The sequence below is a fragment of the Muribaculum sp. NM65_B17 genome (assembly GCF_004793735.1).
In the GTDB taxonomy this organism is placed as follows: Bacteria; Bacteroidota; Bacteroidia; order Bacteroidales; family Muribaculaceae; genus Muribaculum; species Muribaculum gordoncarteri.
Window position 1 is genome coordinate 125,384 of the sequence record NZ_SRYY01000001.1, and the last position, 24,617, is coordinate 150,000.

General features: G+C 49.7%; 21 protein-coding genes. 10 read left to right on the forward strand and 11 right to left on the reverse strand.

What is annotated here, in order from left to right; all coding sequences use genetic code 11:
* Positions 1 to 7: 7 nt before the first annotated feature.
* The 3 genes from lepA to dnaB form a co-directional block, all read right to left on the reverse strand.
* Positions 8 to 1,795: a translation elongation factor 4 gene (gene lepA, locus E5354_RS00580; RefSeq protein WP_135946057.1), complete on the reverse strand. Its 1,788-nt coding sequence runs from the start codon at positions 1,793 to 1,795 to the stop codon at positions 8 to 10.
* A gap of 124 nt (positions 1,796 to 1,919) precedes the next feature.
* Positions 1,920 to 2,972 (reverse strand): leucine-rich repeat domain-containing protein, encoded by a 1,053-nt coding sequence (locus E5354_RS00585; protein WP_123395942.1) that lies wholly within the window; start codon positions 2,970 to 2,972, stop codon positions 1,920 to 1,922.
* Between the two features lie 103 nt (positions 2,973 to 3,075).
* Positions 3,076 to 4,632, reverse strand: coding sequence for a replicative DNA helicase (gene dnaB, locus E5354_RS00590; protein WP_135946058.1), 1,557 nt, complete (start codon positions 4,630 to 4,632; stop codon positions 3,076 to 3,078).
* A gap of 203 nt (positions 4,633 to 4,835) precedes the next feature.
* On the opposite strand from dnaB, the gene E5354_RS00595 reads away from it, so the two are divergent.
* The 3 genes from E5354_RS00595 to E5354_RS00605 all read left to right on the forward strand — a co-directional run bounded on the left by E5354_RS00595 (position 4,836) and on the right by E5354_RS00605 (position 9,534).
* The gene (locus tag E5354_RS00595; RefSeq protein WP_135946059.1) at positions 4,836 to 6,923 is read left to right on the forward strand and encodes a S9 family peptidase; all 2,088 of its coding nucleotides are present in this window, start codon (positions 4,836 to 4,838) and stop codon (positions 6,921 to 6,923) included.
* A 167-nt stretch (positions 6,924 to 7,090) separates the two neighbouring features.
* Positions 7,091 to 8,572, forward strand: a complete 1,482-nt coding sequence (gene proS, locus E5354_RS00600; RefSeq protein ID WP_135946060.1) for a proline--tRNA ligase — start codon at positions 7,091 to 7,093, stop codon at positions 8,570 to 8,572.
* A gap of 11 nt (positions 8,573 to 8,583) precedes the next feature.
* A complete protein-coding gene (locus E5354_RS00605) occupies positions 8,584 to 9,534 on the forward strand; it encodes a glycosyltransferase family 2 protein (protein WP_123395938.1) in 951 nt (316 codons plus the stop codon).
* A 24-nt stretch (positions 9,535 to 9,558) separates the two neighbouring features.
* Here E5354_RS00605 and rimM read toward each other — a convergent pair whose 3' ends face one another.
* The 7 genes from rimM to E5354_RS00640 all read right to left on the reverse strand — a co-directional run bounded on the left by rimM (position 9,559) and on the right by E5354_RS00640 (position 14,898).
* Positions 9,559 to 10,089 carry a ribosome maturation factor RimM gene (gene rimM / locus E5354_RS00610; RefSeq protein ID WP_135946061.1) on the reverse strand — a complete coding sequence of 177 codons (531 nt, stop codon included), beginning with the start codon at positions 10,087 to 10,089 and terminating at the stop codon, positions 9,559 to 9,561.
* Positions 10,090 to 10,097: 8 nt separating this feature from the next.
* Positions 10,098 to 11,408, reverse strand: a complete 1,311-nt coding sequence (gene murA, locus E5354_RS00615; protein WP_123395936.1) for a UDP-N-acetylglucosamine 1-carboxyvinyltransferase — start codon at positions 11,406 to 11,408, stop codon at positions 10,098 to 10,100.
* 14 nt (positions 11,409 to 11,422) lie between these two features.
* Entirely contained in the window at positions 11,423 to 12,013 is a 591-nt protein-coding gene (locus E5354_RS00620) for a DUF4290 domain-containing protein (RefSeq protein ID WP_135946062.1), read from the reverse strand.
* 146 nt (positions 12,014 to 12,159) lie between these two features.
* Positions 12,160 to 12,906, reverse strand: a complete 747-nt coding sequence (fabG, locus tag E5354_RS00625; RefSeq protein WP_135946063.1) for a 3-oxoacyl-[acyl-carrier-protein] reductase — start codon at positions 12,904 to 12,906, stop codon at positions 12,160 to 12,162.
* A 78-nt stretch (positions 12,907 to 12,984) separates the two neighbouring features.
* The gene (locus E5354_RS00630) at positions 12,985 to 13,167 is read right to left on the reverse strand and encodes a hypothetical protein (protein WP_135946064.1); all 183 of its coding nucleotides are present in this window, start codon (positions 13,165 to 13,167) and stop codon (positions 12,985 to 12,987) included.
* A gap of 183 nt (positions 13,168 to 13,350) precedes the next feature.
* Entirely contained in the window at positions 13,351 to 14,295 is a 945-nt protein-coding gene (locus E5354_RS00635) for a 3-oxoacyl-ACP synthase III family protein (protein WP_135946065.1), read from the reverse strand.
* A 12-nt stretch (positions 14,296 to 14,307) separates the two neighbouring features.
* A complete protein-coding gene (locus E5354_RS00640; protein ID WP_168184294.1) occupies positions 14,308 to 14,898 on the reverse strand; it encodes a TetR/AcrR family transcriptional regulator in 591 nt (196 codons plus the stop codon).
* A 226-nt stretch (positions 14,899 to 15,124) separates the two neighbouring features.
* On the opposite strand from E5354_RS00640, the gene dacB reads away from it, so the two are divergent.
* From dacB to E5354_RS00665, 5 genes are all read left to right on the forward strand, one after another.
* The gene (dacB, locus tag E5354_RS00645) at positions 15,125 to 16,477 is read left to right on the forward strand and encodes a D-alanyl-D-alanine carboxypeptidase/D-alanyl-D-alanine-endopeptidase (protein ID WP_135946066.1); all 1,353 of its coding nucleotides are present in this window, start codon (positions 15,125 to 15,127) and stop codon (positions 16,475 to 16,477) included.
* A 156-nt stretch (positions 16,478 to 16,633) separates the two neighbouring features.
* Positions 16,634 to 18,112, forward strand: coding sequence for an IMP dehydrogenase (gene guaB / locus E5354_RS00650; protein WP_123395930.1), 1,479 nt, complete (start codon positions 16,634 to 16,636; stop codon positions 18,110 to 18,112).
* Positions 18,113 to 18,297: 185 nt separating this feature from the next.
* The gene (locus E5354_RS00655; RefSeq protein ID WP_135946067.1) at positions 18,298 to 19,182 is read left to right on the forward strand and encodes a peptidylprolyl isomerase; all 885 of its coding nucleotides are present in this window, start codon (positions 18,298 to 18,300) and stop codon (positions 19,180 to 19,182) included.
* Positions 19,183 to 19,225: 43 nt separating this feature from the next.
* Positions 19,226 to 20,599, forward strand: a complete 1,374-nt coding sequence (locus E5354_RS00660; RefSeq protein WP_246863702.1) for a peptidylprolyl isomerase — start codon at positions 19,226 to 19,228, stop codon at positions 20,597 to 20,599.
* Positions 20,600 to 20,604: 5 nt separating this feature from the next.
* On the forward strand, positions 20,605 to 22,329 hold the full coding sequence (locus tag E5354_RS00665; RefSeq protein ID WP_135946068.1) for an OstA-like protein: 1,725 nt from the start codon (positions 20,605 to 20,607) through the stop codon (positions 22,327 to 22,329).
* Here the strand turns inward: E5354_RS00665 and E5354_RS00670 are convergent.
* On the reverse strand, positions 22,326 to 22,697 hold the full coding sequence (locus E5354_RS00670) for a YraN family protein (protein ID WP_135946069.1): 372 nt from the start codon (positions 22,695 to 22,697) through the stop codon (positions 22,326 to 22,328). The two genes, E5354_RS00665 and E5354_RS00670, sit on opposite strands and share 4 nt — an antisense overlap.
* 150 nt (positions 22,698 to 22,847) lie before the next feature.
* Between E5354_RS00670 and E5354_RS00675 the strand changes: the two genes are divergently transcribed.
* The gene (locus E5354_RS00675) at positions 22,848 to 23,783 is read left to right on the forward strand and encodes a glycosyltransferase family 2 protein (protein ID WP_135946070.1); all 936 of its coding nucleotides are present in this window, start codon (positions 22,848 to 22,850) and stop codon (positions 23,781 to 23,783) included.
* The gene (locus E5354_RS00680) at positions 23,780 to 24,577 is read left to right on the forward strand and encodes a glycosyltransferase family 2 protein (RefSeq protein WP_238337326.1); all 798 of its coding nucleotides are present in this window, start codon (positions 23,780 to 23,782) and stop codon (positions 24,575 to 24,577) included. The genes E5354_RS00675 and E5354_RS00680 overlap by 4 nt, the downstream gene beginning before the upstream one ends.
* Positions 24,578 to 24,617: the final 40 nt, after the last annotated feature.

Here is a 24,617-nt window from a genome sequence, read left to right on the forward strand (position 1 = left end):
TTATGTCCTAATCGAGTTTCAGTACTGCAAGGAAAGCTTTTTGTGGAACTTCAACCGAGCCTATCTGTTTCATTCTTTTCTTTCCTTTCTTTTGCTTTTCAAGCAATTTGCGTTTACGTGAAATGTCGCCGCCGTAGCACTTTGCCGTTACATCCTTTCGCACGGCCTTTATGGTTTCGCGGGCTATTATCTTCGCTCCTATTGCTGCTTGGATGGCTATGTCAAATTGTTGACGCGGAATGAGCTCTTTCAGCTTTTCACACATCCGTCGGCCGAATGTCACGGCGTTGTCGGCGTGGGTTAAGGTGCTTAGGGCGTCGACGCTCTCGCCGTTGAGCAGGATGTCGAGCTTTACGAGTTTTGACTCACGGAAATCGTGGATGTGGTAGTCAAATGATGCGTATCCTTTGGATATCGACTTCAGCTTGTCGTAGAAGTCGATTACTATTTCACCAAGGGGCATGTCGAATGTAAGTTCTATGCGGTTGCCCGAAATGTACTCTTGCTTTACAAGCTCACCTCGCTTGCCGAGGCAAAGGGTCATTATGGGGCCTATATAGTCGGCTGCGGTTATGACCGACGACCTTATGTAGGGCTCTTCGATGTGGTCGATGAGCGTGATGTCGGGTAGGCCGGAGGGGTTGTGCACCTCGGTCATGACACCTTTTTTGTCATATACGCGGTAGGACACATTGGGCACGGTTGTGATGACATCCATGTCAAACTCTCGACCGAGGCGTTCCTGAATGATTTCCATGTGAAGTAATCCCAGGAAGCCGCAACGGAATCCGAATCCGAGAGCGGCCGATGACTCGGGTGTGAAGGTGAGCGATGCGTCATTGAGCTGCAGCTTTTCGAGCGATGAGCGCAGGTTTTCGAAATCTTCGGTTTCAATTGGGTAAACTCCGGCAAACACCATCGGCTTGACCTCTTCAAATCCGTCGATGGCCTCTTTGCACGGGCGGTCGACATGGGTTATGGTGTCGCCGACCCTGACCTCCTTGGAGGTCTTGATACCTGAGATTATGTATCCCACATTGCCGGCCGACAGCTCCTCGCGAGGTGACATGTCGAGCTTCAGCACGCCTATTTCGTCGGCATGGTACTCCTTGCCTGTCGATACGAATTTCACGAAGTCGTTTTTGCGTATTGTGCCGTTGACTATCTTGTAGTAGGCGATAATGCCTCGGAACGGATTGAACACCGAGTCAAATATCAATGCCTGCAACGGAGCTTCGGGGTCGCCGGTGGGAGCGGGTATGCGCTCGATTATGGCTTTAAGTATTTCGGGTATTCCTATACCTGTCTTTCCTGATGCACGTATTATTTCTTCGCGTTTACATCCGAGAAGTTCTACAATCTGGTCTTCTACTTCGTCGGGCTTTGCACTGTCAAGGTCGACCTTGTTGATAACCGGGATTATTTCGAGGTCATTGTCGATGGCCATGTAGAGGTTGGATATTGTCTGGGCCTGGATGCCCTGCGATGCGTCGACAATGAGTAGTGCGCCTTCACAGGCGGCTATTGAGCGTGACACTTCGTAGGAGAAGTCAACGTGTCCCGGAGTGTCGATGAGATTGATCGTGTACTCTTCGCTGTCGAGAGTGTAGTTCATCTGTATGGCATGGCTCTTGATGGTTATTCCACGTTCTCGCTCAAGATCCATGTCGTCGAGCACCTGTGCCTGTAGGTCCTTTGCGGCAATAGTGTTGGTGTACTCAAGAAGTCGATCGGCAAGAGTGCTCTTGCCGTGGTCGATATGGGCTATTATGCAGAAATTTCTAATACGTTTCATAGGACTGCAAAATTAGTGAAAAAAACCAACATGGGCAAATAAAGGAAAGGAGCGTAAGACCTTTCGATCTTACGCTCCCATCTAATGTTTAGTCATCGGTCAAGCCGACTTGAAAAAGCTGTCATTAATAGTTCCACTGGCATGCAACCATTGATAGGCTGCTACATCCGATTGTACGGAAGTCGGTAATGTAGTTGTAACGGCAGTTGATGTAGGTAAGAGCCTGGTCAAATGATACATCAAGCAATGTCAACTGGTTGTTGTTACAGATAAGACGCTGCAGGAATGTCTGGTTGCTCAATGTCAAGCTGGTAAGGTCGTTGTAAGAGCAGTCAACATATTGGAGGTTGGGGCAGTTGTCAACGGTGAAGCTTGTCAAGTCGTTGTAAGAGCAAACTACATCGATAAGTGCGCTACAGTCGCGGAGTGCGAGAGTTGCCATGCGGTTGTCACTGCAGATGAAGGTGCTCAACGAGGGCAGACCTGAAATAATCATGTTGGAGATTTCGTTGTCGTCGATGTTGAAGTTGGTAAGGTTTTCAACGCCGAAGAGGTTGATTGAGGTCAGCTTGTTGTAACCGCAGTAGAGATTCTTAAGAGCGGTACAGCCTTGTACGTTCAATGCCTCGATGTGGCAACCCTGACAGTTGAGAGTCTTAAGGTTGGTGGCGTTGGCTACACTTAATTCGACAAACAAGTTGTTAGAGCAGTTCAGGTTCTCAAGAAGCGGAGTTCCTGCAATATCAAGGTCGGTCAGACGATTGCGGTAAACTGTAAGCTTTGTAAGGGCGGCATTACCGTCAAGCGTAAGAGTCGAGAGCTTATTGCGTGAAGCGTTGAGTTCTACGAGAGCTGCGTCACCTGCTACTGAGATTGAAGTAATGGCGTTACGCGATACATCCACCTTAGTAAGAGCTGTGAAGCCCGACAGGTCAAGAGTTCCGGCAAGGTGCTTGTCTTTCCATTCGATAGCGGTTACTCGTCCGTTAGCTACGGTGACACCTTCCCATGTTGCCGGTGATTTAATGTCAGTGATCTTTAATGCAGTTGCATTTGTTCCACCTTTTTCAGCTGGCTGAGATAAGAAAGCCTGAAGCTGTTTCACCTCGTTCTTGTTCTGAGCGAAAGCGGTCACGCTACCTAGCATGAGGGCAATCATTAATAAAGCTTTTTTCATAAACATTGAAATAGTTGAGTTATAAAATGTTCTTTTTATACCTCTAAAACAATGCCTGTGAGAAAAAGTTTAAAATGCTCCGACTTATTGTGAAAAAAATGTTTTAAAACGGAGGTGGGGTATCTTCGGGTCCTCTCATGATGTCGGCGTCGCCGCCGCTTAGAGCGCTCGTCGAGGCTATGGGGTCGTTGTCAAATGTATTTAGCCTTGAACCAACGGTGCTTGTTGACGAAAGTGCATCGTTGTCCTCCTCGTCCCAGTTCTCAAAACGGGCGAATCGGGCCTTGAACCTAAGCTTTATGTCGTCGACCGAACCCGAACGGTGTTTTGCCACGATGAACTCGGCAAGTCCGCGAATGTCATTTCCTGCCGCATCCTGGTCGGAGCGGGTGTAATACTCGGGACGGTGAATGAAGCACACAATGTCGGCATCCTGCTCGATCGCTCCCGATTCACGGAGGTCGCTGAGCTGAGGACGCTTTCCTTCATTGCCGGGGCGTGATTCAACCGAGCGGTTGAGCTGCGACAAGGCGACGATGGGAATGTTCAACTCCTTGGCAAGCTGCTTCAAGGAGCGTGATATCATACTCACCTCCTGCTCGCGGCTGCCAAACTTCATTCCCGAGGCGTTCATCAGCTGCAGGTAGTCGATGATTATGAATTTCACCTGATGCTCTCTTACGAGTCGGCGAGCTTTGGTACGTAACTCGAATATCGACAGTGACGGCGTGTCATCGATGTACATCGGTGCGCTGTAGAGGTGCTTTACGCGTGACATCAGCTGATCCCATTCGATGGGGGTAAGCTGTCCCGACTTTATCTTTTGGCTCTCCAGCTCGCACACATTGCTTATCAGACGGTTTACCAACTGGAGATTGGACATTTCAAGTGAGAATATGGCCACCGGAATGTTGAAGTTGACCGCCATGTTCTTGGCCATCGAGAGCACGAATGCGGTCTTACCCATGGCCGGTCGTGCGGCTATGATTATAAGGTCGGAGTTCTGCCATCCCGAAGTCAACTGGTCGAGCTTGTGATAGCCCGATTCAAGTCCGCTGAGTCCCGATGTACGGTTGGCCGCCGACTGTATCTGCTCGATGGCCTGTCCTATCACGGGGTCGATTTGCGTGACATCCTTCTTTACATTGCGTTGCGAAATCTCAAAGAGCTTTCCTTCGGCTTCCTGAAGCAGGTCGTCGACATCGTTGCTCTCGTCAAATGCTTTTCCCTCGATTGATGAAGCAAAGGTTATGAGCTCGCGTGCAAGGTATTTCTGCGCCACGATTCGGGCGTGAAATTCAACGTGGGCTCCCGAGGCCACTCGTGAAGTAAGCTCCGATATGACTACGGGGCCGCCAACTTCGTCGAGAGTGTTGTTGAGGCGAAGCTGCTCTACCACAGTGAGCATGTCGATGGGTTTCTGCGCCGCGCCGAGGCTCTGGATGGCTTCGTAGATGCGCTGGTGGGCCGGTTCGTAAAAACTTTCGGGTTTCAGGATGTCACACACCGTTGTGTAGGCATCCTTTTCCAGCATGAGGGCTCCGAGTACTGCCTCTTCCACCTCCTTGTCGCGTGGCATCATGCGCCCTCCGGTGTCGTAGAGCGATGGGTGCTGAGGCTTTTGGCGTCGTGAGCTATTTGATTGATTGTTTTCGGGCATATCAATTGATTATATGTTGCAAAGGTACGATTTTTAAATGTTCAAATTAGCTTATCGAATGTTGTTATATGTTAAATGACTGACGGGCCTTATCATTGCTAAATCAGGATTAAAATAATTTTGTACCTTTGTATATTGTGTTAAAAATTGCAATACATCATTAATTATCTTACAATATGTACAATTATTTTAAACCAGTCATTATGTCAACAGCTTTACTCATTGCTGCCGCATCGTGTGCGACTCAACAAGCCGATGATAAAGTTATCGACAAGCCCGACTTGAAAATAACCGACGGTATTTTTTCAGTAGAGGCTCTTGAGGCGATAGGTCGAGTAACCGAGCCGGTTGTGTCGCCCGATGAAACCAAAATCCTTTATGGTGTTTCCTACGAAAGCATTGAAGAAAATGCCTCAAACCGCGACCTCTATGTAATGAATGTCGACGGCAGCGATGTCAAGCGCCTGACACGTACACCTAAGTCGGAAAACAATGCCGTGTGGATTAACGGCGGTGCTCAGATTGCATTCCTCTATCCTGATAACGGTATCAACCAGGTGTGGGTTATGGATGCCGACGGCAACAATCGTAAGTGTGTCAGCAATGTCGAGAACGGAGTCAACGGCTTCCTAATCTCTCCCGATGAAAAGCACGTAGTGATGATTGCCAATGTTAAATATACGAAGACAGCCCAGGATGTATATCCCGACCTCCCCAAGGCTTCGGGTCGAATAATTGACGACCTGATGTACAAGCATTGGGACGAGTGGGTGACCGAGATTCCTCATCCCTTCCTCGGCGACTTTGACGGAAACAGCGTCACCAATGTCTACGACATAATGCAGGACGAACCTTACGAGGCTCCCATGAAGCCGTTTGGCGGCGTTGAGTCGTTTGCCTGGTCGCCCGACAGCAAGCAGCTTATATATGTGTCACGCAAGAAGGTCGGAATGGAGTATGCATTGTCGACCAATTCCGACTTGTATCTCTATGACCTCGACTCGAAGACTACCAAGAACATCACCGAGGGCATGATGGGTTACGATACCAATCCTGTGTACTCGCCCGACGGAAAGTATGTGGCATGGCTGAGCATGGAGCATGACGGATATGAGAGCGACAAAAACCGCATTTTTGTCATGGATTGCGCTACCGGTGAAAAGACCGACCTTACAGCTAATTGGGATTACACTGTCGATGCCATATCGTGGGCTCCCGATAGCCGCTTCCTATATTTCCTCGCTTGCCGTGACGGCGTTAAGCCCATGTTCTCTATAGGACTTGACGGCACAGTGAGCGTGGTAGCTCAAGGTACTTGCGACTATGACTGCATAGCACCTCTATCCGACGGCCGTGTCATCACAATGCATCACTCAATGATAGCTCCCAATGAAATCTATTCGGTTAAGGACGGTGAAGTGACCCAGCTTACCGAAGTCAACAAGGAGCTCCTCGATCAAGTGACCATGCCTACAGTTAAACAGGAAATGGTGCCCACGACCGATGGCAAGGAGATGCTCACATGGGTTATCCTGCCTCCCAACTTCGATGAGAGCAAGAAGTATCCCGCAGTGCTTTATTGCCAGGGCGGTCCCCAGCAGGCCGTAAGCCAGTTCTGGAGCTATCGTTGGAACTTTGCAGTGATGGCGTCGCACGGTTATGTCATCATCGCTCCCAACCGTCGCGGACTTCCCGGCTTCGGTACTGAGTGGAACGCACAAATATCGGGCGATTACGGCGGCCAGAATATGCGTGACTACTTGAGCGCAGTCGACTACATGAAGGAGAAGCCCTATATCGATGGTGAACACATCGGTGCCGCCGGTGCAAGTTATGGCGGATTCTCGGTATATTGGCTTGCCGGAAATCATGACAAGCGATTTGCCTGTCTTATCGCTCATGCCGGTATATTCAACACCGAATCACAGTATCTCGAAACTGAGGAGATGTGGTTTGCCAACTGGGACCTCGGCGGCCCGTTCTGGGATAAGTCAAATGCCGTTGCACAGCGCAGCTTTGCCAATTCGCCCCATAAATTTGTCGACAAGTGGGATACTCCTATTCTCATAACTCACGGAGAGTATGACTTCCGCATCCTTGCATCACAGGGCATGATGGCATTCAATGCGGCTCGCCTGCGTGGTGTTCCGGCTGAAATGCTCATATTCCCCGATGAGAACCACTGGATTTTGAAACCCCAGAATGCAGTGCTTTGGCAGCGTGTATTCTTCCGTTGGCTCGACCATTGGCTGAAGCCTGAAGCTGCAGTTGAAGTTGAAGAGGTTAAGTAAATAGCTGAAAACCGACATATATGGCGGGACATATCGCAACGGCGGTGTGTCCCGTTTTTTATTGCTCAAAAAACTTGGCTCTATATGCCTAAAATATGGGCGTTTTTAGCTAATTTTGCACATTAAATAAAAGTAATCAACCCAATAAGTAAAAATTTCATTTTACGATGGCAAAAGAATTAAAGGACCTCACCAAACGCAGTGAAGATTATTCAAAATGGTATAACGAACTTGTCACCAAGGCCGATCTCGCCGAGCAGAGCGCAGTGCGCGGATGTATGGTAATCAAGCCTTATGGTTACGCGATATGGGAAAAAATGCAGCAGACACTCGACCGCATGTTTAAGGAAACCGGTGTGCAGAATGCCTATTTCCCTCTATTGATTCCCAAATCATTCCTATGCCGTGAGGCTGAGCACGTTGAAGGTTTCGCCAAGGAGTGTGCTGTTGTCACTCACTATCGACTGAAGAACGACCCTAACGGCAACGGCGTGGTAGTGGATCCTGATGCCCGTCTTGAGGAGGAGCTTATCGTGCGTCCCACTTCCGAAACCATTATATGGGGAACTTATAAGAACTGGATTCACAGCTACCGTGATCTGCCCGTGCTGTGCAACCAGTGGGCCAACGTTATGCGCTGGGAAATGCGTACACGCATGTTCCTTCGCACTGCCGAGTTCCTGTGGCAGGAAGGCCACTGTGCCCATGCTACAGCCGAGGAATCGGAAGCTCGCACCGTACAGATGATTAATCTCTATGCCGATTTTGCTGAAAAGTATATGGCAATGCCCGTTATCAAGGGTGTCAAATCGGCTAACGAACGTTTCGCCGGAGCACTCAACACCTATACAATCGAGGCGATGATGCAGGATGGCAAGGCTTTGCAGTCGGGAACATCGCATAACCTCGGTCAGAATTTCGCAAAGGCATTCGATGTGACATTCATCAATAAGGACAATCAGCCCGAATATGTATGGGCTAACTCATGGGGAGTTTCCACCCGACTTATGGGTGCGCTGATCATGACCCACTCCGACGATAACGGTCTTGTGCTTCCTCCTCATTTGGCTCCTATTCAGGTTGTCATAATCCCCATCTACAAGAACTCCGAGCAGCTTGCCGAGATAAGCAAGACTGTAGAGCCTATTGTCGAGCAACTTCGCGCTCTCGGCATCAGTGTCAAGTATGATGACGCTGAAAATCGCCGTCCCGGATTCAAGTTTGCCGACTATGAGCTGAAGGGTGTTCCCGTGCGTCTTGCAATAGGTGCGCGTGACATTGAGAACGGAACTGTTGAGGTGATGCGTCGTGACACCCTCGAGAAGCAGGTTGAGCCGCTGGAAGGCATAGCAGCCCGCGTGCAGGCATTGCTTGAGGAGATACAGACCAACATTTACCAAAAGGCTCTCAAGCATCGTGAGGAGATGACTCGCGAGGTCGACACTTACGAAGAGTTCAAGAAGGAGATCGAGAAGGGCGGATTTATTCTCGCTCACTGGGACGGTACGGTTGAAACCGAGGAGAAAATCAAGGCCGAAACAAAGGCTACGATACGTTGCATACCCTTGGAAGGCGACAAGACTCCAGGTGTGTGCATGGTTACCGGAAAGCCCTCGGCACAGCGCGTAATCTTTGCTCGTAACTATTAATAGATTTTAGTATGTCACTTCCCGTAATCGCAATTGTCATTCCTTGTTACAACGAGGAGGAGGCGCTGCCCATTTCGGTGGCACGACTCACCGAGTTGCTTGACCGTATGGCCACCGACGAGCTCGCATCGCCTGAGAGCTATATAATGTGCAGCAATGACGGCAGCCGTGACCGCACTTGGAATGTTATTACCGAGCTGCATGCAGCCGACAAGCGAGTAAAGGGAATTTCGCTTGCTCACAATCGCGGTCATCAGTACGCGCTGCTTGCCGGACTGATGGCTGTGCGTGACCGCTGCGATGCTGCTATATCGATCGATGCCGATTTGCAGGACGATCCCGAGGCTATCGTAAAGATGGTGCAGGAATTCCGCAAAGGGAAGGAGATTGTCTACGGTGTGCGTTCAAGTCGTGCGTCCGACACGTGGTTCAAGCGCACTACGGCACACGGATTCTACAGCTTTCAGAAGATGATGGGGCTGAACACGATCTACGACCATGCCGACTATAGGCTTATGAGCAACCGGGCGCTCGACATGCTTAGCGATTACGGCGAGAGCAACTTGTTTCTTCGCGGCATAATACCGCAGATAGGGCTCGACACCGCCGTTGTCACCTACGAGCGTCACGAGCGAGTGGCAGGTGAGTCAAAGTACCCGCTTGCAAAAATGCTTAGCTTCTCCATCGACGGCATAACCTCGTTCTCGTCAAAGCCTATACGCATCATATTCATGGTGGGACTGATACTGCTCCTTATAGACATAGGTGTGGCCGTGTACGTGTTGTCGGCTTACTTTGCGCATAAGACAATATCGGGCTGGACCTCTATAATGATGTCGGTGTGGTTCCTGGGCAGCATCATATTGATGAGCATAGGAATCGTGGGTGAATATATAGGCAAGATATTCATCGAAGTCAAGCATAGACCTCGATTTGCAGTGCGTGACGCTCTTTGGGATTGACCGGGAGCGGGCGAAACAGGAATTTTATAGATCAAGTATACCCTCGGGGAGCGTCATTACGATGTATCGCTCCTCGGGGTTTATTTCATCTATAAGCTCATCGGCTATGGGGATGTATGCAGGCTGTCCGTCGGGGCGGTTGATGACAAACAGTGCATTTTCGGTCGAGTCCTCTATGTCGGTTATCGTTCCCACGGGCTCACCGTTGGCATGTACGATTGTATAGCCTATCAGGTCCGATGCATAGAAGCCGTCGTCGTCATGGTCGGGAGCAACCTTCACATCATCCTTTTTCAGCGCATATATAATGCGGTTGGTGAGTCGGGCTGCATGGCGCTCGTCGTCTATTCCGTCAATTTTAATCAGCACCGTTTCAGTGCGTTTCGGGCGTAGTGAGTCGATGAAAAACGGCACGTATATACCGTCGACATCCATCACTATTCGGTTTATGGCCTCAATGTCGACATCGTCGTCAATGAATGCCGATATCTCCCCGTTTATGCCGTGGGGCTTGCCAAACTTGCCTATTTCGATGATTTGCTCCGAAGTTATCATTCTGTCGATTAGTTGGAAACTCTCATGATGTTTGCGCCTATGGCATTCAATCGCTTGTCGATGTTTTCATAGCCGCGGTCAATCTGGTCGATGTTATGTATGTGGCTTGTGCCTCGTGCGCTCATTGCCGCGATAAGCATTGCTATACCGGCGCGAATGTCGGGCGAAACCATGTTGGTGGCTCTTAGTGAGTTCAATCGTCCCGAGCCTATGACTGCGGCACGGTGAGGATCACACAATATAATCTGTGCTCCCATGTCGATGAGCTTGTCTACGAAGAAGAGTCGGCTTTCAAACATTTTCTGGTGTATAAGCACACTGCCTCGAGCCTGGGTGGCCACTACGAGAAACACGCTGAGAAGGTCGGGGGAGAGTCCGGGCCACGGGGCGTCGGCAAATGTCATTATCGAGCCGTCCATGAAGGTGTCGATTTCATATCCGTCATGTTGAGGTATTACGATGTCGTCGCCTTTGACCTGAAGTTCTATGCCGATGCGCTTGAAGCTGTCGGGCATTATTCCGAGATCGTTGTAGCTTACGTTCTTCAGTGTGATGTGACTTCCCGTCATTGCGGCCATGCCTATGAAGCTGCCTATCTCAATCATGTCGGGGAGTATGCGGTGGGTTGTGCCGTGAAGCGATTCCACGCCGTGAATTGTCAGCAGATTGGAGCCGATGCCCTCTATTTTTGCTCCCATTCGGCACAACATTCGGCACAGCTGCTGTATATAGGGCTCACAAGCCGCATTGTATATGGTCGTGGTGCCTTTGGCAAGAATTGCGGCCATGATTATGTTGGCTGTTCCGGTCACCGAAGCCTCGTCGAGAAGCATGTAGGTGCCGCGCAGTTCGTTGGCTCTGATTTCGTAGGCGTGTTGCTCGGTGTTGTATTCAAATTCGGCTCCGAGTTTGTTTATACCGATGAAGTGGGTGTCGAGGCGTCGGCGGCCTATCTTGTCGCCTCCGGGCTTAGGGAGTACGGCATAGCCGAAACGTGCCACCATGGGGCCCACAAACATTACCGAACCGCGCAGCGATGCCGATTTCTTGATGTATTCGGGCGTGGTGATGTAATCGAGGTTTATGTCGGAGGCCTGAAACGAGTAGGTGTTGGGCGAAATTTTCTCGACTTTCACTCCCATCTCGCAAAGCATTGATATGAGATTGTTTATGTCGAGAATATCGGGAATGTTCTCGACTGTTACCTTGTCGGGGGTCAACAAGGTGGCACAAAGTATCTGCAACGCTTCGTTCTTGGCTCCTTGCGGGGTGATTTCTCCATCAAGGCGGTGTCCGCCTTCGACAATGAATGTACTCATGGTATAAAGGAATTTTATTTTTTCTTTTTCTTCTTGGAAGTTGTAGGAGCGGGAGCTGCCTTGAATTCATGTAGATGATAGGTTGCCGGATCAAGGCGTATGGCTCCGTGACTGTACATGGCCAGATCCTTGAATATCTTTGCGTCGTCGACTCCGTCGGGATTCACGGCGAGCATGAGTTTCTTCATGTGGTTGGCGATAAGCCTTATCAGTGCGTCACGCTCCTCGTTGTCCTCCATCGTAGCCGCCTTGGCTATCATCAGTTCGATGCTTTTGCCGTAATGGCGCATCTTTATCGGTGACAGTTGATAGTCTATTCGATCGGGACGAGTTCCCAGATTCTCAGGGCGTATAATGTCGCACGGATAGTCTATGTCAAGTTTGAAGTCGCTCATTATTGCGAGATGATCCCACAGCTTGTGCTTGAAATCGTCGACATCGCGCAGCTGCGGAAACAGATTGCCCATCGAGTTGATAATCGAGTAGGCACAGGCGGTGCGTTCTTCCCTGTCCTCGATTGTGAGGCAATGGTCTACCATCTGCTGTATGTTGCGTCCGTATTCGGGCAATATGAGTTTTTTTAGTTGTGTATTGTATGTAAGCATTTCTATCGATTTTGCTAATGTGTCCAAAGTTACCATAAAATAAGCAAATTGGCAACTATTTTTGTTCACTACGTTAAAAAATGGACATCCGCACTGTCGTTAACGGGCAGCGCGGATGTCCTGTATAGCGTTTGTGTAAATGTGTGTTACATGTTCATTCCGCCGTCAACCTGAATTACCTGACCGGTAACATAGCTTGACATGTCGGAAGCGAGGAATACGGCTACATCGGCGATGTCGCCAACCTGGCCGCCACGGCGCAAGGGGATTTTCTTAACCCATTCGGCACGAATGTCATCGGGTAGGGCGGCAGTCATGGCGGTTTCGATAAATCCGGGAGCTATGGCGTTGGCGCGTATGCCGCGTGAGCCTACTTCCTGAGCTATCGACTTGGCGAGGGCAATAAGTCCTGCCTTTGAAGCAGCATAGTTGGCCTGTCCGGCGTTTCCGTGTACACCTACTACCGATGCCATGTTGATTATTGAGCCGGCGCGCTGACGCATCATTATGGGGAGAACGGCGTTGATGAAGTTGAAGGCACTCTTAAGGTTCACTGCTATCACGGCGTCCCATTGAGCCTCGGTCATGCGCATCATGAGGCCGTCCTTGGTTATACCTGCGTTGTTTACAAGGATATCTATCGAACCGAAATCCTTGTGTACTTCGGCTACAACTTCCTTGGTTTGGTTGAAATCGGCTGCATTTGAAGCGTAACCCTTTACCTTTACGCCGAGAGCTTCGATTTCCTTTTCAGTGGCTTTGCCGTTTTCATCGATGGCTAGGTCGGTGAATGCAATGTTGGCTCCTTCCTGAGCGAAACGCAAGGCGAGAGCTTTACCGATACCACGTGCGGCACCTGTGATAAGTGCTGTCTTTCCTTCGAGTAATTTCATCTGTTATCGAGTTTTTGGTTATTGTATATTTAATCTAATCAGGTGCAAAAGTAACGAAATAATGTCGTATATCCAAAATTATCGCTTCCCGAGCGAGAATGACACGTAGCCTATGTCGCTGAGATAGCTCAGGATTTTGCCTATAAGCAGCGTGAGTTCGGTGTCGCGTCGTGCCGAGCCTGTCGGCATCGTTGCGCGAAGCGCTTGTGCCAGCGACTCCAGATGCTCGGGGCCGAAGCCCTTGACAGCCGTAAGATACATCAGCGGATTGTCATCGACAAGCAGTTTGTCAAGATCGATGTTGAGTCCGTCGGAAAGGTCTTTGTGGCAGCAATCGTATGCATTTTCGACTGTATTGCCGCTTTTGCCTATGCCGAGTTTGATGAGGAGTGCGCCTATTACAGTCGCAATCTTTTCTACTTCACGCTTGATGTAGTCAGGCCATTACACTTCAAGAAGGAATGCTCCACATGAATATCCTCCGCCGAATACGGTGAGTCCCACTTTGTCGCCCTTCTTGAACTTGTCGCGGTTTTGAGCGAATACAAGTGCGCAGCTTGCCGAGCCGGTGTTGCCGAGCTCCTCGATGTTGTTGAGGAAGTGTTCGTCCGACAGGTTGAGCTGATGTGCTACCTGCGCCACGATTCGCTTGTTGGCCTGATGGGTTATTATGTAGTCGAGATCGGCGGGTGTCAGGTTGTGGGGTGCTGTGGCGTTTTCAAGCGCTACAAGCATCTGGTGACATGCGTTAACGAATACATCGCGTCCGTCGGGCATCTCGATGCCGCCTTCTTTCGGTCGGAGCACCACGCCTTCGGGACCTTTGCCTATGTTGCCGAGTCCGCGGGTGAATACCTCCTTGACGGCAATGTCGCTGTCGGCGGTCTTGTCCTTCGACAGGAAGTAGGCTACTGCTGCATCACCCCAGAGATGCCCCGATTTCGGGTCGCTTTCATTGGAGTAATATGTATTGTGCTCCGAGCACACGAGAAGTGCCTTTTTTGCCTTTCCGGCTGCGAAGTATGTTTCTATGATTTCAAGACCGTTGACAAATGATGAGCATGCGGCCGATACATATATGGCGCGAGCGTTGGTTATGCCGTATTCGCGTTGCGCTATGTGAGCGAGGGTAGCCACGGTGTCGTAGGGAGAGTAAGAGGCTGAAACTATCAGGTCAACATCCTTTATGTCGTAGGGCAGATGCTTTACTGCATCGGCTATGGCTGCCAGACCCATCGAGTTGTGTCCTTCGCCTTCTCCTGCTTTGGAGCGGGTCTTTATTCCTGTGCGTTTATATATCCAGTCGCTTGTTAATCCGTTGACTTCAAGGAAGTGATCGTTGTCGACGCGTCCCTCGGGTACGTAATATCCTGTGGCGTTTATATACATAATCGTTTGAGTTTATTTCTTTATACCGTTTATTATGAATTGCTTGATTTGATTGCGAAGTTTCGATGCATCTACTCCCATTTGCTCGAAGTTGGCTCGCATATACGACAGCTCTATGCCCTGAAACAGCATTATCATCGTCGAATATACTCCGTCGACTTTCTCCGGGTCAAATTCTCCTGTCTTCAAGCCGTCGCGTATTATCTGTCGTAGCATCTCCATCTCTTTTTCGACAGCGAGATTACGGATGCGCTCGACGCGCTTTACTTCGCGTATGAAAAGAGTGCGCAACATGGCGTTGTCCTGATGGTGGTGGACGGTTTCAACTACAATGTCAAATCGCTTGTCGATGTAGCTCATCAGTTTTTCAGTCGGCTTCAGGTCGGTTGCCAACACTTCGCGCAGTCGAGTTACAAGTTGTTCGCTCTCTTTCTCTACAACTGCATTGTAGATTTCTCGTTTATTCTTGAAATAGGTGTATATGGTGCGGCGACCCTTCTCCGAAGCGTTGGCAATGTCGTTCATAGTGGTATTTTCGATACCCTTACGAGCGAACAGCTGTCTTGCTACTTCAATGAGCTTTTCACGAGTCTTGATTGCCATAAATATTGCACAAATTAGAATAAACTGTGCGAAATTAAACATTTTTCGTCACATACGAGCAATTTTCATAGCTAAAACTAATGAATTTTGTAAAAATATATAAAAATAGCAACGATTATTTAGCCTCTGGAGTTAACGGATATTGGGAAATCGGGTCTAAGTCTGTTTGTAAGGTTAAAATGTACCGTGGAGCCGCTGTTTCGGGGAATTTGTGTAATTTTGAAGCATGAAACATTTGATTGCTTATCTATTTTTGTGTTTTGCGTTATGTGCCGGTGCGGCGTCGCCCATAGTGTTCAAGGGCGATGAGGCTGCGTTTGAGGGCATATACGTTATGGAGCTTGCCTCCGGGAAATGCCTGAAGTCCTATAATGCCGAGAAAGCGTTTACCCCGGCGTCGGTTACAAAGTGCCTCACCGCAGCGTCGGCTGTTAGGATGTTGGGTAAGGATAGTCCGTTCACTACTGTCGTCACATTGCACGGCGAGATTGCCGACGGAGTGTTGTCAGGAAATGTCGTGGTGCATGGATGCGGTGATCCCACGTTGGAGTCGGGAAGCTTTCCCTCTAACAAGGGTTTTGTAAATGACATTGTGGCCTGGGTGCGTCAACAGGGCATTGACTCGATAGCCGGGGAGGTTTTGGTCGACAACGGCGGATTTCCCGAAATAGGCGTGTCGCCCTATTGGCTGCTTGAGGACATTGCCTGGGAATATGGTGCGGGACTTTATGGCTTGAACTATAAGGACAACAGTTTTTCGATGCGTTTGTATCCCGGCGACGGGTCGACGGGTGTCGACACTACACCGGCCGTTCCGGGACTTGAGGTGGTCAACTCACTGCGCAGCGGCTCAAAGGGCGATGTCATGGCAATGCGCGGCGAGGGTTCCTATATACTAAATGTGTATGGCACCGTCAGGGGCGAGAGCTATGCGTCACGCTATTCGATGCCCTATCCTGACTTTGTGTTGCGTGACGAAATTGTCGATGCGCTGGGTAAAGCCGGCATCGGGTGTGGCAACGAGTTCATGGAGGTCAAGGTTAATGGCATTACTCCGTTAAGGCACAAGTCGCCGTTGCGCGACGAGATATTGCGCGTAATGATGCTTAAGAGCAACAACCTTTTTGCTGAAGGGATGTTGCGCGCGCTTTCGTCGGCCAAGGGATTGCACACTGCCGATGCCGCTCTTGAAGTCCAGAGTGATTATTGGAAGGGTGAGGGAGTCGACTTTTCTTCGATAAAGGTGTGTGACGGTAGCGGACTTGCGCGCACCAACCGTTTCACACCTAAGTTTCTTGGTGACATATTGGCTAAGATGTCGTCTGACAATGATTATGTGTCATTGTTCCCGTTGGCGGGAAAGGAGGGCACTGTAAGGGCGCTTCTCGCCGACACGAGGCTTGCCGGACGGTTGGCATTGAAGTCGGGCAGCATGAACGGCGTGCTGTGTTATGCCGGTTACAAGCTTGACGCCTCACGCCGTCCAACCCATGTGGTGGTCATAATGGTGAACGGATTTAATTGTCGTGCGGCTGATGTGCGTGTCGCTATACGCAAGTATCTGCTCACTCTGTTTTGACGCGGTGATGCACGCTCGTGCGGCTGAAACCGGCAAAACAGCCCAGAATGCTTAAAATATATTAAAAAAAGCGGCTAAATCAGGAATGATTTTGGCCGCCGATTTTTTAATATGTGAAAAAATCATTAACTTTGTGCGCAATAAATTCTACACAGTATGTCATTTATTGCAGATAGAGTAAAAATGGACGGTCTTACATTTGACGATGTCCTATTGATTCCGGCCTATTCGGAAGTCTTACCGCGGTGTGTTGACCTTACCACCAAGTTTTCACGAAACATAACATTGAATGTACCACTGGTTTCGGCCGCTATGGACACGGTGACCGAGGCTCGTCTTGCCATTGCCATTGCTCGCGAGGGCGGTATCGGTGTTATCCACAAAAACATGTCGATTGCCGAGCAGGCTCGTCAGGTACATGCCGTTAAGCGTGCCGAAAACGGTATGATATATGATCCTGTCACCATCAAGCGCGGAAGTACCGTAAGGGATGCTTTGGCCATGATGGAGGAATTCCATATCGGTGGTATTCCCGTTGTCGATGACGACCGTAAGCTTGTTGGTATCGTTACCAATCGTGATTTGCGTTTTGAGCAGAACCTCAACCGTCTTATCGATGAGGTGATGACATCAAAGAATCTTGTCACGACTTCACAGACCACCAATCTTGAAGAGGCTGCAAGCATACTCCAACAGCATAAGATAGAGAAATTGCCCGTAGTTGACAATGAAGGTCGACTTGTGGGCCTCGTTACATATAAGGACATAACCAAGGCTAAGGACAAGCCCAATGCCTGCAAGGACGCTCTTGGCCGTCTTCGCGTAGCCGCCGGCGTGGGTGTGACTCCCGATGTCATGGACCGCGTTGATGCACTTGTGGCTGCAGGTGTCGATGCAATCGTTATTGACACGGCTCACGGTCACAGCGCAGGTGTGGTCGGTGTGCTCCGCAGCGTTAAGGAGAAGTATCCCAACATCGACGTGGTTGTCGGCAACATTGCAACAGGCGAAGCTGCCAAGTTCCTTGTCGAGAACGGCGCCGACGGCGTTAAGGTGGGCATAGGTCCGGGGTCTATATGCACTACTCGAGTTATTGCCGGTGTGGGAGTTCCTCAGTTGTCGGCTGTCTACGATGTAGCCAAGGCTCTTGAGGGAACCGATGTCCCGTTGATCGCCGATGGTGGTATACGTTACTCGGGTGACATTGTAAAGGCTCTTGCCGCAGGCGCTTATTCGGTTATGCTCGGAGGTATGCTTGCCGGTGTAGAGGAGTCGCCCGGCGACACTATCATCTACAACGGCCGTAAGTATAAGGCTTATCGTGGCATGGGTTCGCTTGAGGCTATGGAGAAGGGTTCAAAGGACCGCTATTTCCAGGCCGGTGAAACCGATACCCGCAAGCTTGTCCCCGAAGGAATTGCCGCACGTGTTCCGTTTAAGGGCTCGCTCTATGAAGTTACCTATCAGATGCTCGGCGGCTTGAGAGCCGGTATGGGCTACTGTGGAGCCAAGAACATCGATAAGCTGCATAGTGCCAAGTTTACACGCATCACCAATGCCGGAGTGGCCGAGAGCCATCCTCACGATGTGGCTATCACCAGCGAGGCACCCAACTACAGTGCGTCACATCAGTAATTCATTGCTTTAACATAAATGAGAGAGGCATGTCACGGTAAACCGCCGCAGCATGCCTCTCTCGATTTTGAATCGATAGTTCAAAAAAGCTTAAATATCTCATAAAAGTCAATAAAAATCCAATAAAGGAGTTGCCTTATTTGAATTTTTAGTAAATTTGAAGCTTGATTGCCATACACATTAAGATGAATGTAATACGTTACATAGCTTTCATGCCTCTCATTATCGCTTTCGCCGCCTGCAGTGGTACCGAATCCGATTCGGTGGAGGATGATGTATTGGTGAGGGTAGGCGCATCGACGCTTACAGCCGATGATTTGGCATCGAATATTCCTTATGGATTGTCGCCCGACGACAGCGTGAAGTTTACACGAGCCTACATACGCACGTGGATTGACAATAAGCTGGTAGGGGAGATTGCCGCACGCAACATTTCCGATACAAAGCGCATCGACAAGCTTGTCGAAGATTATCGAAACGAGTTGCTGATGTGGGAATATCGCCGTCAGATGTATGCCGAGCATGCCGCCGAAAGCATTCCGGTTGACACTTTGAGAGCATTCTATGAAGCCAATAAATCGGATTTCAAGCTGAAGAGTCCGCTTGTAAAAGGCATCTACATTAAGGTCCCCAAGGATGCGGCAGGACTGTCGGATGTGCGTAAATGGTATCGCTCCGACAAGGCCGCCGACATCGACAATCTTGAGAAATACGGATTGAGCGAAGCGATTCATTACGACTATTTTCGTGACCGATGGATTGCATGGGAAGAGGTCGAAGCCAAAATCCCCTTTGACTTCGGCGGTTCGCCCGACGCCTTTCTGAGTCGTAACAAGACATTTGAAACCACGCGTGACGGATATGTGTATCTGCTGAGCGTGAGTGAATATATGCCGTCGGGTTCCGTTTCCCCCTTTGAGGCGGCTGCCGAGAGCATAAGGGAACTGCTTATGAGCCGTACACGTGTTGACTATGACCGTGAACTGCGACAGCAACTTTATGACCAGGGGCTGAAGGACGGTGACATCGAGGTGCATGTCGACCTGGGGTTGAACGATGCCAAGCAATGATAGTTAACTTAATACTGCTAACCAAGAATAGAAATTATATAAAGTGAAACTAAACAAAGCAATCACATTATTTGCAGCCGCCGGGGTGGCGATCGCTGCTATAGCGCAAAACAACAATGTCATTGAAGAAGTGGCATGGTGGATAGGCGATCAGCCCATCTATAAGTCGGAAGTCGAGGAGATGTATCAGACCATGCTCTATGAGCGTGCCAACATAGACGGTGATCCCTATTGCGTGATTCCCGAACAACTCGCTATCGAGAAGCTTTTCTTGCATCAGGCCGAACTTGATACGGTCGAGGTTTCCGAGGGTGCAGTTTCACAGCGTGTTGAAATGCAGATCAACTATCTTATCAATGAGCTTGGAACTCAGGAGAAGGTTGAGCAGTTCTATCGTCGTCCGTTGCCTCAGATACGTGAAACGATGATGGAGTCTATGCGTAATCGATATAAGGTGCAGGAGGTGCAGGCCAATCTCACCAAGGACATCAAGACCACACCCTCCGATGTCCGCAAATATTTCTCGGGACTTCCTCAGGACAGTATTCCTTTCGTGCCCATGCAGGTGGAGGTGCAGATTCTCACTATAAATCCCGTGATTCCGCGAGAGGAAATCGAGGAGGTCAAGTCGCGACTGCGTGACTATGCCGATAAGGTCAATAAGGGCGAAGCCGATTTCTCGACTCTTGCCATTCTCCACTCCGAGGCACAGGACGGTTCGGGTATGCGAGGCGGTGAAACCGGATTCCTCGGTCGCGGTCATCTCGAGCCTGAATATGCCGCTGCCGCTTTTAACCTGAATGACACCAAGAAGGTGTCCAAGATAGTTGAAACAACCTATGGCTACCACATAATTCAGCTTATCGAGAAGCGCGGCGACCGCATCAACACCCGACACATCCTGCTGCGCCCGAAGGTTGCTGAAAAGGATCTTACCGACGCTATAAACCGACTCGATTCAGTGCGCTCCGACATTCTTGCCGAGAAGTTCACCTTTGAGGATGCTGTAGCGGGTTTGTCGCAGGATAAGAATACACGATTCAATCGCGGATTGATAGTGAATGGCGAAACCGGTACTACTCGATTCCAGATGGGAGAGCTGCCGCAGGAGGTGAGCCGCGCAGTAAACACCATGTCGATAGGCGAGGTGTCGAAGCCGTTCATCATGTCGGATCCCACCAACAACCGTGAGATAGTGGTTATCGTGAAACTGGCCGACCGCATCGATGGACATCGCGCGACATTGAGCGACGACTACCAGATGATAAAGAACATGTACGAAAACTCGTTGCGCAATAAGATAATTGCCGAGTGGATCGACAAGAAAATCAAGGATACCTACGTGCGCATCGAGGATGGATGGCGCGACTGTGATTTCCAGCACGATGGCTGGTTGAAGCGAAACAAAAATCAGTGATTTAGATGAATCGTAATAACGACCGACATAATTTATACTCAGGGCATAGAAGGAATCTTATCCTTCTATGCCTTTTGGGTATTCTTGTCCCGTCGATAGTTTTTGGCAGTCAAGGTTTGCAGCGGCAGGGACAGTCGCCTCTTGCGACCAATGATACTTTGGCGATAAAGCCTACCATTCCATCGGCTAATCGACACACCGAAGGTCGTGTGTTTCTTGAACGTGCCGACAAGCTGTTGATGGATGAGAAGGTCAGCACCGAATATCAGGTGTTGATAGGTAACGTGCAGTTCCGCAAGGGCGATATGTTCATGTTCTGTGACAGCGCTCATTTCTACGAAGCGTCAAGCTCGTTGAACGCTTTTGGAAATGTGAGGATGGAGCAGGGCGACACCCTGTTTGTATATGCTGACGAGCTTGACTATAACGGTGCCGATGAACTTGCCACTTTCTACGGCGATGACATAAATCCGGTGCGACTTATTAATAAGGATGTCGAATTGGAAACTTATACTTTCTATTACGACATTGCGTCGAATATCGGTTACTATGACAACGAGGGCAAGATTACCGATGCCGAGAATCAGTTGACTTCGGGTTACGGACAATACAGCCCCGATACCAAGGATGCCGAGTTCCGCGAGCATGTGGTGCTGAACGACATTGAGGATAAGGACTTCCGCATGACTACCGAAACTCTGCTTTACAATACCGGCACCCACATAGCACGCATCGTTAGCCCCACGACTATTGTCACCGACAGTGCAACCGTCTACTCAAGTAACGGTATCTATAATACCGACATGGGCTTCTCGGAACTCTTTGACCGGTCGCTTATCGTCACCGAGGGAGGCAGCACATTGACAGGCGACACCATATACTACGACCAGAAAGCCGGTTTTGGCGAGGCTTTCGGCAACATGGTGCTTACCGACTCGGTTAGGCAGACAATGCTTGAGGGCAACTACGGCTGTTACTTTGAGAAACAGGACAGCGCATTTGCCACCAATCGTGCCCGAATCCTTGAATACAGCAAGGGCGACACTCTCTATATGCATGGCGACACGATACGTTCCTATGTGTTGCACGACGACTCCACCCATGTCATGACGGCCTATCCGCGTGTGCGTTTTTGGCGAGTCGACATCCAGGGACTTTGCGATTCGTTAAGCTTCATGGAGCGTGACTCCACCCTCTATATGCACCGTCATCCCATTGTGTGGAATGAGGCGCGTCAGATATTCGGAAATGTGATATATGTGCATTTCAATGACTCCACGGTCGACTGGGCCAAGTTGCCCGAGTTCGGTTTTACGGCCGAGCATGTAGGCGAGGAGTTTTACAATCAGCTTAGCGGAAAGGAGATGCTGGCGACATTTGTCGACGGCAATATGCGCAGGCTCGATGTAAGCGGCAATGTCGAGGTGGTGATGTTGCCAGAGGAGAGCGACTCTACCATAAACAAGATAGTGAATTCCGAGAGTAGCTTCCTTACAGCCGATTTCTCTGCCGGGCCAATGCAGGTAGAGCGTATAAAGATGTGGCCTGAAGTCACGGGAACGGCTACACCTCTTTATTTGGCCAAGAAGTCGATATTCTATCTCTCCAATTTCCAATGGTATGAAGCGTTGCGTCCAAAGGATAAGGATGACATATTCAACATTCCTCCCGAAATGGAGGCATTGTTGAACGAGCCCGATCCATCGGTTAGAAAACGACGGGTCGATTAGCGGTATCCGCGCATCGGCGCAATGAATGCGTCGGGAATGTGTTCAATCGTATAGTTGTCGGGATTTCCGATGACAATGACAATATCAAACTGCACCTCATGGGGCAGTTTGTGTTGTTTTACATAGCTGTTGGCGGCGGCGCATATTCGTCCTATCTTGCGTGAGTTTATCGATTGAACGGGATCGACCTTGAGGTCGGAACGCGTCTTGACCTCGATGAATATGATGCGGTTGCCCTTGGTGGCTATAAGGTCGATTTCAAAATGCCCTTGCCGGGTGTCACGCTCAACCATCGTGTAACCTTGCACGAGAAGATACTCGTAGGCCACCTGTTCGCCCCATTTCCCAAGTTCGTTATGTTGTGCCATGTCATGTTGATGTTGATTAAGGGCAAACATAGGAATAATTATCCGATAATTTGTGCGTTTTCAATCGATTTAATTGAAGCGTAAACGTTATGCAATATTTTTGACACAGCAATGACGCTACATTTGTCGTGATGTGCTAACTTTGTCTATGTGAATCATATCCCTTTAATATCGGTAATAGTTCCGGTCTACAACACGGCTCCCTTTCTTGACGAATGTCTTGAGAGCATTGCCTTGCAGTCGTGCGACAATATGGAGGTGATTCTTATTGATGACGGTTCGACCGACGGAAGTAACGCTATATGTCGCCGGCGTGTTGAACGTGACGGTCGATTCCGCTTGGTTGAATGTGACAATTGCGGCCCTTCGGTTGCACGTAACGCCGGAATCGATGTGTCGCGGGGCGAGTATGTCACGTTTGTCGACAGTGACGATGTAATAGCCCGTGATTATGTCACGCGGTTATATGCGATGATGGCCGATGCTGATATGGCGGTGACGCGTGTAGGTGGCAAGATGCGTCACTGTGATTCAGAACCTCTGATTATGTCACGTGACGATGCCATGAAGTCGTTGCTTTATCAGGACGGTATCGATTCATCGGTATCGGGAAAGATGTTTGCGCGTCACCTGTTTGACGAGGAGCGTTTCACCCCCGGAATCATGTATGAGGACCTCGACATAATGCCGCGTATAATAGGAAAGGCCCGCAGGATTGTATTCCGTGATGAGGTGTTATATTTCTACCGCAAGCGCGCCGGAAGCCGGTTGTCGGTTTTCACCCGTGACAGGCTTGATGTACTCGATGTCGTCGGACGAATAGGGGAGTATGTCGCTCTCAATTGCCCCGCTGCGTCGGCTGCCGCTAAAAGCCGCATGCTGAGTGCACACTTCAATATGTTTGTCCTGCTTGTGCGTAACGGTTTGGGTGACTCTAAGGAAGCCGATGCTTGTTGGGATGCCATATCGAAGTTGCGCATGGATTGCCTGCGTGACAAGCGGGTAAGGGCAAAGAATAAGCTCGGTATAATCGCTTCGTTGCCGGGACGGAGTTTCTTCAAATTATTGTCACGCCTGTCGAAATGATGAATGTAGCGGTTTCCATAGTAACGTATCACACCGATTGTGACGAGTTGCGCCGTTGTCTTGCGTCACTCTCTTCGCCTGTCGTGAGCAAGGTGTATGTGGTGGATAATGCCCGTGACATCGCCGTCAAGGAGCTTTGCGGCCGATACCCCGTCGTTGAGTACATGGCTAATGACAATGTGGGTTACGGTGCGGGGCACAATGTGGCGTTACGTAAGAGCATTGAAGCGGGCGTGCGTTACCATCTTGTGCTGAACAGCGATGTGGAATTTCTCCCGGAGTCGGTTGAGATAGCCGTGCGTTACATGGAGCAGAATGAGAATGTGGCTTTGCTGCATCCGCGCATTGTCGATTCAACAGGTGCGTTACAATACACGAGCCGCATGCTTCCCACGCCGTGGAATGTATTTGCCCGGCGTTTCATGCCGTCATTTATCTCACGATTGTCCGATGAGCGTTATCTGCTTAAATCCATGTCACACGATGCAATATTCGATGCTCCCTATCATCAGGGTAGCTTTATGCTGCTGCGCGTGTCGGCACTGAAAAGAGTAGGATTGTTTGACGAGCGGTTCTTCATGTATCCCGAGGACATCGACCTTTCACGCCGATTGTACAGGATGTATCGCACAATATACTATCCGGGAATAACGGTGGTCCACCATCACCGTGCAGCTTCCTATCACAACAGCAGGATGTTGTGGATTCACATCGTGAACATGATGAAATATTTTAACAAGTGGGGTTGGTTTTTCGACCGGGAGCGCAAGGAGTTTAATGCACGATTGCGTTGAAAAGTGGGTAAAATATCGTAGTTTTTCACTATTTTTGCAG

Coding starts and splice junctions, on each gene's coding strand:
- rimM (WP_135946061.1), bottom strand. CDS start 10,089: ATGATAACTTCGGAGCAAATCATCGAAATAGGCAAGTTTGGCAAGCCC.
- E5354_RS00680 (WP_238337326.1), top strand. CDS start 23,780: ATGATGAATGTAGCGGTTTCCATAGTAACGTATCACACCGATTGTGAC.
- E5354_RS00620 (WP_135946062.1), bottom strand. CDS start 12,013: ATGCTTACATACAATACACAACTAAAAAAACTCATATTGCCCGAATAC.
- fabG (WP_135946063.1), bottom strand. CDS start 12,906: ATGAAATTACTCGAAGGAAAGACAGCACTTATCACAGGTGCCGCACGT.
- guaB (WP_123395930.1), top strand. CDS start 16,634: ATGTCATTTATTGCAGATAGAGTAAAAATGGACGGTCTTACATTTGAC.
- E5354_RS00630 (WP_135946064.1), bottom strand. CDS start 13,167: ATGTATCTTACGGCTGTCAAGGGCTTCGGCCCCGAGCATCTGGAGTCG.
- dnaB (WP_135946058.1), bottom strand. CDS start 4,632: ATGCCCGAAAACAATCAATCAAATAGCTCACGACGCCAAAAGCCTCAG.
- proS (WP_135946060.1), top strand. CDS start 7,091: ATGGCAAAAGAATTAAAGGACCTCACCAAACGCAGTGAAGATTATTCA.
- E5354_RS00605 (WP_123395938.1), top strand. CDS start 8,584: ATGTCACTTCCCGTAATCGCAATTGTCATTCCTTGTTACAACGAGGAG.
- lepA (WP_135946057.1), bottom strand. CDS start 1,795: ATGAAACGTATTAGAAATTTCTGCATAATAGCCCATATCGACCACGGC.
- E5354_RS00595 (WP_135946059.1), top strand. CDS start 4,836: ATGTCAACAGCTTTACTCATTGCTGCCGCATCGTGTGCGACTCAACAA.
- E5354_RS00635 (WP_135946065.1), bottom strand. CDS start 14,295: ATGTATATAAACGCCACAGGATATTACGTACCCGAGGGACGCGTCGAC.
- E5354_RS00655 (WP_135946067.1), top strand. CDS start 18,298: ATGAATGTAATACGTTACATAGCTTTCATGCCTCTCATTATCGCTTTC.
- dacB (WP_135946066.1), top strand. CDS start 15,125: ATGAAACATTTGATTGCTTATCTATTTTTGTGTTTTGCGTTATGTGCC.
- E5354_RS00585 (WP_123395942.1), bottom strand. CDS start 2,972: ATGAAAAAAGCTTTATTAATGATTGCCCTCATGCTAGGTAGCGTGACC.
- E5354_RS00665 (WP_135946068.1), top strand. CDS start 20,605: ATGAATCGTAATAACGACCGACATAATTTATACTCAGGGCATAGAAGG.
- murA (WP_123395936.1), bottom strand. CDS start 11,408: ATGAGTACATTCATTGTCGAAGGCGGACACCGCCTTGATGGAGAAATC.
- E5354_RS00640 (WP_168184294.1), bottom strand. CDS start 14,898: ATGGCAATCAAGACTCGTGAAAAGCTCATTGAAGTAGCAAGACAGCTG.
- E5354_RS00670 (WP_135946069.1), bottom strand. CDS start 22,697: ATGGCACAACATAACGAACTTGGGAAATGGGGCGAACAGGTGGCCTAC.